The 11,327-nt window shown below is 49.3% G+C and carries 8 protein-coding genes; all 8 read right to left on the bottom strand.

Translation table 11 applies throughout. The features are described from left to right. Positions 1 to 5: 5 nt before the first annotated feature. Genes MHI06_RS14800 through MHI06_RS14765 form a run of 8 tightly spaced genes read right to left on the bottom strand, consistent with a single transcriptional unit; the run spans position 6 to position 11,313 of the window. Positions 6 to 953, bottom strand: coding sequence for a carbohydrate ABC transporter permease (locus MHI06_RS14800; RefSeq protein WP_036615897.1), 948 nt, complete (start codon positions 951 to 953; stop codon positions 6 to 8). 17 nt (positions 954 to 970) lie between these two features. Beyond that, positions 971 to 1,816, bottom strand: coding sequence for a sugar ABC transporter permease (locus MHI06_RS14795; protein WP_082219083.1), 846 nt, complete (start codon positions 1,814 to 1,816; stop codon positions 971 to 973). A 53-nt stretch (positions 1,817 to 1,869) separates the two neighbouring features. Next, on the bottom strand, positions 1,870 to 4,446 hold the full coding sequence (locus MHI06_RS14790; protein ID WP_340401996.1) for a DUF5696 domain-containing protein: 2,577 nt from the start codon (positions 4,444 to 4,446) through the stop codon (positions 1,870 to 1,872). A gap of 17 nt (positions 4,447 to 4,463) precedes the next feature. Further along, complete coding sequence (locus tag MHI06_RS14785) at positions 4,464 to 5,099, bottom strand: YIP1 family protein (RefSeq protein ID WP_340401995.1); 636 nt, start codon at positions 5,097 to 5,099, stop codon at positions 4,464 to 4,466. Beyond that, positions 5,083 to 6,546 carry a hypothetical protein gene (locus tag MHI06_RS14780; RefSeq protein WP_340401994.1) on the bottom strand — a complete coding sequence of 488 codons (1,464 nt, stop codon included), beginning with the start codon at positions 6,544 to 6,546 and terminating at the stop codon, positions 5,083 to 5,085. Before MHI06_RS14780 ends, MHI06_RS14785 begins: the two co-directional genes overlap by 17 nt. Before the next feature lie 15 nt (positions 6,547 to 6,561). Then, the gene (locus MHI06_RS14775; protein WP_340401993.1) at positions 6,562 to 7,437 is read right to left on the bottom strand and encodes a carbohydrate ABC transporter permease; all 876 of its coding nucleotides are present in this window, start codon (positions 7,435 to 7,437) and stop codon (positions 6,562 to 6,564) included. 2 nt (positions 7,438 to 7,439) lie between these two features. Then, the gene (locus tag MHI06_RS14770; protein ID WP_340401992.1) at positions 7,440 to 8,396 is read right to left on the bottom strand and encodes a sugar ABC transporter permease; all 957 of its coding nucleotides are present in this window, start codon (positions 8,394 to 8,396) and stop codon (positions 7,440 to 7,442) included. 19 nt (positions 8,397 to 8,415) lie between these two features. Then, positions 8,416 to 11,313, bottom strand: a complete 2,898-nt coding sequence (locus MHI06_RS14765; protein WP_340401991.1) for an extracellular solute-binding protein — start codon at positions 11,311 to 11,313, stop codon at positions 8,416 to 8,418. Positions 11,314 to 11,327: the final 14 nt, after the last annotated feature.

Below are 11,327 nucleotides of genomic sequence, written 5' to 3'. Positions count from 1 at the left end.
TTAACTTAACCGACGATTCCCGTACGCTCTACACTCTCTACGAAATATCGTTGCACAAACAAATAGATGATGATCAAAGGCAGAATGGCAAGAAGAATTCCTGTATCTTGGATCATGCTCAAATAGAACGGATCGGCCTGGGAAGCTGCACCGTCAGTAACCTGCTGGGCCAGATTATACGGAAGGGACGATAACTGAGTCGACATGACTTTACTTGAAGTCAGATAAGTCGTCGTATAAAAGCTGTCGTTCCACTGCCATACGAAGGAAAACAGCATGACTGTTACCATGGACGGAATGGCATTGGGCAGCATGATTCTTGAAAATGTTCGTCCGATGCCCGCGCCGTCCACATAGGCCGCTTCCTCCACTTCCTTCGGAATACCTCTGAAGAATTGCCGGAAGATAAAGATGTACAAGCCGGCCTTAAGTGAATTGGCCGTAATCGCCGTCAGAATAAACGGCCAATAGGTATTAAGCAAATTAACAGGTTTGCCGGCTATAAGCGTCATAAGCCCCATGAGATCAAAGCTTTTCAGATTCAGGTATACCGGAATGAGAATGGTCGTTGGCGGTACAAGAATCGTCAGAATTACACCTGCAAACAACCAGTTGCTTCCCCTGAATTTCAGTCTGGCGAATCCGTATCCTGCAAGTGCACAGGATGCTGTAGTCAACAGTGTAGTCGTTGCAGACAGGGCAAACGTATTAAACAGCGTTGCCCAGTAATCCATTACGCGTATCGCCTCTTTGAAATTGTCGATGGAGAAGTTCTGTGGAATCCACACCACCACTGCCGAATACAGATCACCTTTAGCTTTGATGGATGTGGAAACCTTCTGAAATATGGGAAACAGGATAACGAAGGAAAGCCCGGTAATCAGAACGAATCGGATCATGGCCCACAGCCAGCCTTTCCAATGCTCCAGCGATAATAATCGTGATGTTGTCACGTGGGACACCCTCCTTTCTAATCTTGATAGAAGACTCGCTTCGAGAAAATGATGTTTACGATAACCAGAATGATGGCAATGGCCAGAAAGTAGACCCATGCCATGGCAGAACTTAATCCAAAGTCAAATTTGACGAAGCCGGTATCCCGGATCAGTTCCGTCATGGCGTTATTGGCAAACGAATCAATGATTGTATAGATCGCATTGACAAAAATAAGCGGGCTGACCATTGGGAACGTAATTTTCCAAAAGGCTTCATAACCCGTTGCCCCTTCCATCTTCGAAGCCTCATACAGTTGAGGGGAAATCGTCTGGATCCCTGCCAAAAAGATCAAAATCTGTACACCGGATTGACTGACGATCTGATAGATCCGATCTACGGCGCTGCTCAGATACGTAACGATCCAATCGCTCACTCCGGCGTTAACCATCAGATTTTCGAGTTCAAATGTCCCGAGTGAGCTTCCACCTGTGCTGCTCTGATTAACCGCTTCAATCAAGCTGGTGCTCTCCAGTGTCATAATCACTCCCGATGCCAGAATAACGGGCAGGAAAAAGATCGACCGCGCTACAGCCCGGCCCCTGAACTTCTGATTCAGGATGACGGCAAGGAACAGACTGAATATAACGATAAGCGGTACGTTGATGAGCACGTCTGTGATCGCCTCAATTAACGCACGGTTAAAGCTTGTATTGACGGTCAGCGCCTGAATATAATTGGCAACACCGTTGAACTGAATTGCTATGCCTTCCGCGTTAGCCTGAATTGTACTCATGCTGTATCGCAGAGAGGCTAACAGCGGAATGAAGAAAAACAACACAAAACCAATGAGCCAGGGAAGCACGTAGATTACGCCCCACATGGCTTTCTGCTGAGCATACGTACGACTTCCCCATTTCCATTTCAGGAGCGTCTTCAGAGCTGCTCACCACCAGTCACATAGCTTTGGGCTTCCACTGTATCGTTGTTAACTTCTACAGGGAAGTCGTTATAATTGACGATTACGAACCCGCCACCTTCATATGTTGTCCGGAAGACGCCCTCCTCCAGGGATTCATGGGACATCATGGAACGTCCGGCAAACGGCTGGTTCACCTGGTTCACCTCGTTGTAAATCTCGGCAGCCAGATCGATCCATTGTTCATAATTCGCCGCGTAGAGATCATCATAATCCGTTTCTTTCACAACATGGTTTGGCGCATTGAACCATGCAAAGTAAGGACTGGCTCCATATTCAATCAGCTTCAACACATATTGCCTTGCATTGGTATATGTGGAGAGATTGTATGGCGTCCCCGTATAACCGATGCTGCCGTGTACAACGAGCTGATAGAACGGAATCTCTTCATCCTCCAGCTTGAAACGACTGCTGGTCATTGGCGCATCTGTCAGACCAGTTACATACGGCAGGGCATAAGCGTTCCCACCTTCAGCAACAAGCGAGCCAGACTGCTGTCCGATCTGTTCAAGTGCCTTCTTCACGGAGCCAAGCGCTTGGGTTCGGTCCACCAGCTTTTTCGGATTCATATCGCTGTTTAACTGAGCTGCCAGATCATTCAGGCTTAGTGACAGTCCATCCTTTTGAAGGGACCTCAACTCATCTAACATGTCTGCCGTCACGTCCTCCAGCATGTTGGGCGAAAGCACATAGGATGGTGAACGATCCCGGTCCCGCCGCTGGATGGCCTGGTTCATCGGATATAAGACCGCCGGTTCCTGAGTTAATGTGCGTGAAGCTTCTTTGGACGGTTTAAACCCTTTTTTGGATTGCACATTCAGCAGAGCGATATCGGGATAGAAACCGATGCCCGCTTCTTGTGTATATGCGCTGAATTCCCGCAATCCCTTTTTCCCGCCTACCGCGCCGTCTACTTGGATGGAATCTGGCAGTCGATGATGAAGTCCGCCGTTAAGCCATCCCGCATAGCGAACCTGAATATTGGATACCTTTTTCTCCGTCAAGGCGGAGAGAATGTTTTTGGCTTCATCAAATGTGGTCAAAGCCTCCGTTGAATCATACGGTATGCCCAGCATATGCTGCCTTGTTGTCATGCCACCGAACAATTGCAGATAAAAGGGAACGTTACTCTGCTCCTTGCTGGCATTCAGCTCGGGAAGTCCGCCGTTTTGCACCAGATAATCCCGATAGAGTGATGCAAGTCCCGAGTACGAGGCTTTATCCGCCCCGACAAAAGCATATCGAACGACGAAATCAGACACAGTCGGGTTCTTCTGGAATTTGGGAAGTGTACGAACCATATCACTTGCCTGAAGCGTCACATCGCTCTTGTTCACTACATAGAAGCTTGGATATACGTTGTTGTAACTGTTCAGTTTGCCGCTGATATCGGCATTCACAACTGCAACGGCATCCCCTTCTTCAATAATGCCCAGGAAAGCCCCCTCTTTCCGAATCAGTCCAAATACCGGCAACCTGGCTCTGGCTTCATTCGAACTTGCTTCCCGTAGTTTCATGGTCATATCCGGTCCGTATATATCTTGTTGATAGGCAGGATACTGCAGCTTGCCATTGTTAAAATGGATCAGCGCTCCCGAACCGTCCGGCACCAGTAGGGATCCCTCTTCTTCTGAACCCCCAGCCCCGAAATAATCCATTACAGATATGCTGTTGATCGGATATTCCTCCGGAAAATGAATGCCTGAGGACGGAACACGTACAAGCAGATCCTTTCCATCCAGCTCATATTCCATCGTAAGCATAAACAGCCGTGGTCCACTTCGTTCCTCTTCAATGCCAAACTCGGCATGATCCTGAGCCAGATCCTCCGATGTGTAACCGGCTGTGTCAAAAGCCTTCAAGGCCCGGGACAATTGCAATCCTTGCATCGCCTTATCAATCCGGACGTAAGCGCCTTCATCCTTGTCTTCCGCATAGCCGACCTTCAAGGCCCGTTGCCCGGCCTTGTCTAGCTGTGCAAGCAGCTTTTGTTCAAATCGCTCCTTGCTGATCTTCATCGGCAAGTCTTCTATGGATCGCTCAGTGCTTCCAAACTGGTAGTGGACCCGCATGCCGCTTGGCAGCACCTCGTAGCTTATTTGCTTGTGTGCAACACTATCCGTGAAGGAATTCACGGTGCTGCTCTGTCCGAGGCTGTTGAAAAAGCTGAGCTTCGTTTGTGATGACAAAAGGTCTTTGTTTATCCCGGCTGCAACCCCATCCTGCTCACGATCTGCAGGATTGCTGCGCCAGATCTGGCCACTCTGCGTGTGAATCACTGCAATTTCGGCAGTCTCTTCGTTAATGAACAACTGCAGCGCAGCATTCTGCGCAATGCCTACCATGCCGGGAAGGCGGACATCGCTGAACGATGATTTCAGATTCTCTCCGGGAGGCAGGGAGGGAAAGTCCGTCGGATCTGCGGCAGTCACTGTCTCGTGAGCGAGCGGTGTTGGCGAGAATTGACAACCGCCAAGAAGCAGACTTCCCGCGAGCAGCATTCCTGTTATTTTTTTGGCTACGGTATAATTCATAACAATTTCCTCCTCCCTTAGCCCCGAAGCACTAATTCCTGATAGATGGTTACAACAAACGATACAATCTGCTGTACAAGACTGAAGAATAACAGGCACAGAAATGCCATAAACGCCATCGCTACAAGTGTCAGCAGCATCGTGAGCACCGTTTTGGCTGGTGTGTACTGATGAACCGTCATATTCCCCACAAATAACAGATATACCGTCCATGCAACGGCGAGTGCATTGGAGAAATAATAAAAGGCAGTTTCCTGCGCAGAGATCACAAGACTCAGCCAGATCCATGGAAAATGAATGAGTAACAATGGTACCAGTGCAAAACACGTTGACATGAAAATTTCGGAGAACTTGCCTTCCCCGTCCATCAATGTGGTTAACGACCAGTTAGCCACACACCAAAACAGTACCGGTATAATGACATATACCATTTCGAGCAGACTGTTCAGGTACTTTGGATTACTGAGATTAATGAGAAAACCGCTGTACTGGGCATGCAAAATTTTGGTGATGACCAGAAGCACCAGGATCATGAAAGCAATCAGCAGTGAGTTTCTCTGGTTCCGTTCATATTTCAGTTCCCAGTATCCGTCAAACGGATGAAAAATCAGATGCAGCGGGTACTGATATAGTTGCTTACTTAATGCCTGCATTCGTAGTCCTCCTTTTCTGCCTGCGAACGATGATGACGGTGACAATCGCAGCAACAGCCAGGAATATACCGGACATCATCCATGAAAAATGCTCACGCATCAGCTCTTTGCGGTACAAAAGAAAAGCTTTGGAATACCCTTTGGGCTCCATGCTGCGCTTGAAATATTTCGCAGAATCGGCGTATTCCTTCTGACGAAGCAATGCTTTGCCAATTCCCGCATACGCATATTCCAAGTTAGCGTTCATCTCGGCTGCTTGGGCAAACAGCACCGAAGATTGATCTTCATCACCGTTATAGTAGCTGCGAACCGCTTCGTGGAGCGTACGTCCGTATTCAGTTGTTTGAAAGACGGTGATTTCACCAAGCGCTTTATCCAGAACTAACATCCGGTCTCCCGCACGTTCCAGGGCAACAGGTGTATTAAACAGGCCGAGGCGATTCCCGATGCCGCCGAAAATATGGAGCAGATATCCGTCTCCATTGTAGGTGAAGATTCGGCCCTTGCTGGAATCCAGTACGGAATACATGTCACTGTCCCCCACATCCACATCAATCAGGCGAGATGGGCCGGCTTCCTGCGTATACATCAAGTCACCTTGCGGCGTCTGATAGCCTTCTCTGCGCAGGATGTCTGTCCCCTGAGCATTCAGCTTTTTGACCGGATCTTTGCCGCGATCCCCGCTTGTGGCGTAGATAAAGCCCTCTTCATCCATATCCAGATTGGTAAATTCTGTCGGAGTGAACATGACCATCTGGCTGCGCTGCTCCCGTGTTGCAAACCGTTTCCACAGATATTCCACCGGGTCCACCTGAACTCTGTTCGCTCCAATGAAGGAAGAGAACGTCCCATCGGCGCTGAACTCCATGAATCCATCAAATACGCCTTCAGCCATGACGTAGATACGCTCCCCTTTGTCCATAACAATCCGCATCGGTTTAAACTGGAAGTCTTCTTTAAGCAGATCCGATTTTGGTTCAGACACGATCTTGACCAGCTTCCCCTGTTCATCCAGATGCACCACCCGTTGATTATCCGAATCAGCAACCAGCAGATGGCCTTTTTCCGTGACGTACAATCCCTGTGGATTTTTAAAATGATCTTCCTTACCTTCCTGCTCAAATGAATCAATCGTCCGTACCAGCTTGAAGTTGCGATCCATCTCAATGATGCGGCCATTGCCCGAATCGAGCACAAAGACGTGCTGATTGGCGGTAACATGCATGTCACTTGGCTCTTTCATAGGAGTTGTGTTCAGCTTCTTGCCGGTGATAATGGTTGTTGCCTCATATGCCGCTGGTGAAGGAACTGCGTCACCCCAGAAGGAATAATGATACGCATCCGTTTTACCGTCTGCACTCACATAGGGCGCCTCTTGAACGAACAACAGGAGGCAGATCATGCCCATGATGATCGATTTACGTTTTTTCCATGTGCTTCTCCGCACCTCGCTGCCTCCTTTCTACTCTTTCATGCCCGAAGTGGCCATCGTCTGCATAACACTGCTCTGAGAGATGATAAACAGAGTGATCGGTACGATCATCAGCAGCAAGGCAACAGCCGCACCTACACCGGCTCTTGCAATCCCTCCCTGCACAATCTGACTGAGCGCATAATGCAGTGTTTTGAGATTTTCACTGTAAATGAAGCTCCCGCCATCCGTTCCCCATAACGCTGGAAACTGCAGGATCATGAGCGTGAGCCATGCCGGCTTCACATTGGGCATCACGATGCTCCAGAATATCCGGTATTCATTGGCTCCGTCGATTTTGGCTGCCTCCAGCAAAGCATCGGGAATCTGCTCCATGAACTGTTTCATCAGGAAAAGTCCCAGTGAGAACGCAAGTGATGGCACAATAATGGACGCATGAGTGTTAATCCAGCCAAGCCAGGACATGACCATGTAGTTCGGAATCGCCGTGACATGCGGCGAGAACATCAGGGACAAAATGACAATGGTGAACAACACTTTGGAACCCGGAAAACGATATTTCGCCAGCGGGTAAGCTGCTGCAGATGCAAAAAGAATATGTCCCGCTGTGCCAAGTATCGTAATGAGCAATGTGTTGGCAATATAGCGGGATAACGGCACCCACGAATTGCCCATGAGGTTGATCAGATCGGCAAAATTCTCCGTTGTCGGATTGTTCACCCAGAAGCGCGGCGGAAAAATAAACAGCTCATCCAGCGGCTTGAATGCATTGTTGACAGCATAGATGAGCGGAAGCACCATAAAGGAGCCGAACACACCCAGCAATGCAAATAACATCAGGCTGACGGTAAATGACCGATTAAGCCTTTTTGGCATGCCAAACACGGCACGTACTTTGCTGGTCATCGTCATTCACCTATCTTTCTAAGCATTTTTTGCGTGAAAACGTTTGTACCCAGCATCAGGGCAAACAGGACCGTTGCGATGGCCGAGGCATACCCCATCTCGAAACGAATGGTTCCAAAGTCCATCAGATGCGTGACAACGGTGTGCGCCGCATAGTTCACGCTCGGGAAACCTGCCAGTGCGATGGAGATCTCAGCTACGGCGAAGGAAGCAGTAATCTGCATTACCGCACCAAACATCAGCTGCGGTCTCATCGAAGGCAAGGTGATGTACCAGAGCTCCTGCCAGCGGTTTTTGATCCCGTCTACGGTTCCTGCTTCAACCAGAGAACGATCAATGGTTTGCAGTCCTGCAATAAAGGCCAGGAAGCTGGTTCCGAGGCTCAGCCACAGCTGTACAATAATGACGATTGCCAGTACATACTTCTCGTCTGCGAGCCATTGGATCGGTTCCAGTACGACGCCAAGGCGCATCAGGAAGCCATTCATATACCCGTAGCTGTCACCCGAGAAGATGATCAGCCAGATGAAAAAGACGTTGCCCGATATGGATGGGGCATAGAAAACCAGCGTCATGACCGCCCGAATTTTAGGAGACAGCTCATTGATGATCCACGCAAACAAAAAGCAGGCTATATAACTGAGAGGGCCTGTAATTACGGCAAAAAGCAGCGTGTTTTTGAGCGCGATCAGAAATACGTCATCGTTCAGGAAAAGCCGGGAATAGTTCTGCCAGCCGACAAATCGCGGCAGCTCCAGCATATTGAAGTGAAAAAAGCTGAGTCCCAGCGAGATCGCCACCGGAATGACCGTAAACATGAAGAAAATCAGCATGAACGGTGCCATCAAAATGTAATAGTGCCTGCTCAGGTACAGATCCCTCTTCAAGAGAGACCACCAGCTGACCGGCCGCGCATGGATTGCAGGAGCGGCGGATGTCTTGGTTGTTTTTACTTGCAACCTTTACCCTCCCTTTCCTCTATTTCAGATTAAATTCCTTGCGTTTCAACTCTATTTCATCATCAATGTACAACACATAGTCCGATAAGGCTTCACGCGGATTTTCATTAGCATTGACCACCTTGCGGAAAGCGTTGTCCAGATGTCGTCCCGTGAAGTAACCTCCGGGAAGCTGCGGGATTCCCTGTACCCATTCCCATTGTTTCTCGAGATTTTGATAATCCTTCACAGGCCAAGGCAATTGCTTCAAGGCTTCGATATTGGCCGTCGGGTAACGGGCAGCCGCTCCCATAAGGCCTTCCATTTCTCTCCCGTATTCAATCTGGGTCTGCTCATCAGTCCACCACTTCATGAACTTCCACGCCGCTTCCTTGTCGTCGGCATTTTCGAGCATCATCACCGCGCTTGTTGCGCTGGCCACTTCGTGCCGTATGGAGCCATCCGGAAGCTGTGTACCCGGAACAATCGTAAAGTCCCAGAGATTACGGATTTCCGGTGCCATAACCGTCAGCATGTTATACGTAGTGTAATCAGCAATCCCGATTGGCATTTCCCCGGTACGGAAGCGATTCGGAAAGTCGGCTTTGAGTGGAAACTTGTAATTGGTATAAAATTGCGTCCATCGTTTGAAAGCGTCCATCGAAATCTCCGAATCCAGTGCACTTTTCTTCTGGTCTTCGGTGTAGAACGTTCCGTCATTCTGATATAACAACATGGCAAAAGTTGAATTCGGAACCAGATTGGCATTGTTCAGCGTATCCTCAATCGGCAGATAAAACTCCATGTTATGCTTCTGCAGCACGGTGATGGTGTTATATACGTCCTGCCACGTTTTCGGCGGTTCAATGCCCAGTTCATTCAGAATATCTTTGCGGTAAAATAACATTGGAAAATGCTGCTGCTCCGGAAGGGCATATACCCCGTCGTTGTAGCGGTAAGGTGTCAATCCGCTTTCACGGAACCTGCCTGAAATTTCCTCGAAATCGGGGAACTGGCTCAGATCCGCTGTCGCATTCCTCATTGCATAGTTCACCGGAATGTCTTCGCCCATCTGCATGGCTACATCCGGTCCTTCCCCCGAGAGCGTTGCGGGCAGCAAAATATTAGGCGGTACGAGACGTAACTGCACGGACACATCCGTATCCGGGGTAAACGAATCGTCGATCATGCCTTTCAGTACTTGGGCTTGATCCCGTCCAGTCGTGATCCATACGGTGATGGCATCCTTCTTTTGTTCCACGTTACCAATGCTGTCGTAATCTTCGGTGTACGAGGCAACATATGCGCCCAGTTCGTGCTTCACCTGCTGGACGGTGCTTGCCTCCGCTTTTGGCAGAGATTCACCCGGCGGAGACACGACAAGGTAGTCCAGCGTAATCGGCTGTTCACGTACCGATAGAATCCACGTACCGAGACCGCCTACATTAATTTTGAACGTATCCAGCCGTTTGGGAACCGTCTCGGGTCTGGCCGCCATATCTTCAAGCTGCAGTACCATGGCGTGCAATACGGCCACTTTGTCACTTTGCTCACCCGTGGCCTTTTCCAGGTAATCTGCAACGGAGCGCAAGGTGTCAGCTTGTCGTTCAAACACCTCCGTCATCTCCGGAATGCGCCGTTCCAGCTGGTAATCCCGCAGTGGGTCCGGACTGTTGGAGGTGATCATTAATATTTTGCGATACATCTCATTCAGTTCCAGCACGCTGGATTCCACCGTCCGAAGCAGCGGAGCGATGTCGCCAAGTGTAACTGTCATGCGGATTCGGTGTTTCCCTTTTTCAAGATGAAACTGATATGGCTTATCCTCTCCCGAACCCAACACCTGAGTTTGCCAGGCCGGGCTGTAGTTAAATCGAATGCGTTTCAATTCCTTAAACGGAACTTCACCGTTAATCGTCAGACTGCGGGTGGCATAGATGCCACGCAATTGATCCTGCTTCACCTTAAGCGCCAGTTGATACAGTCCGCCTTCAGGCACATCTATTTCCCATTCAATCCATTCGCCCGGCAGTTTCCAGTTAATGCCCCCGATGGCGTTCATCCGAATTTTCGATACATTATAAGGCTCCAGTGAAGGGCTTGATCGGTCCGAGATCGGTGCCAGTGTAGGAGATGACTTGCTGACAGCCTCCTCCCCCTGTACTTTCAGAATGACAGGAGCGGCTTGTTTCAAGCCGAGTGAGGCATAGGTCTGCTCCAGCTCTGCATAGGACGGCACTTCGCTTTCTTGATACAACTCGATATAATCAATCGCCATGCTCTCTCTTAATGAAGTGAGCGATAACTGCTGATTGCCTTTGTCAAAATAAAACTGAAACGGTTCCTCAAAGTACCCTGCACTGTCCTTGAAGGAAGTCAGTTGCCATTCGGGCTGCTCCACTTGTCTTGGTCTAAGCTCGTTGCCACGATCGTCCTGCCGGACGTTATCCTCGCGATTCCCCCATACCCTGTCAAACAGAAGAATATCGGCCCCTCTGAACGGGACCTTACCATTAAGCTCAAGCCTGCGTTCGATCCCGGAGCTTTTACCTTCTACGGGATAATAGTGAATGCGAATGTTGTACAAACCGCTCACTTGAACGGGAACATCCCAGCGAATGGTTCCAGTTTCCGGCGTAATTACCGCATTTCCGTCTAATCCGGCGTACCCTTGCACAACCTCAAATTCCCCATCCTCTGCCTGAACATAAGATTCGCCTTCGATGCGTACAATTTCATCCGGTTTGGCCGTATTGTCATGAGCAGTCAGATAATGCTCATAACTGAATGAATCCTCGGTTCCCGATACCGCCTCAAAGTCCTCAAGCGAATGTACCGTTCCCCGATTACGATCCCGCGATGGATATAGTGTCCATATGGAGAGCACCAAGGCCAGGACAAGCACCAGGATTAGTCCCTTTTTCTTACGTGACCGCATGTTTGAATGTATCC

Origin of the sequence: Paenibacillus sp. FSL H8-0079 (genome assembly GCF_037991315.1) — a bacterium.
In the GTDB taxonomy this organism is placed as follows: Bacteria; Bacillota; Bacilli; order Paenibacillales; family Paenibacillaceae; genus Paenibacillus.
This window is presented reverse-complemented; position numbering and strand designations above follow the sequence as displayed.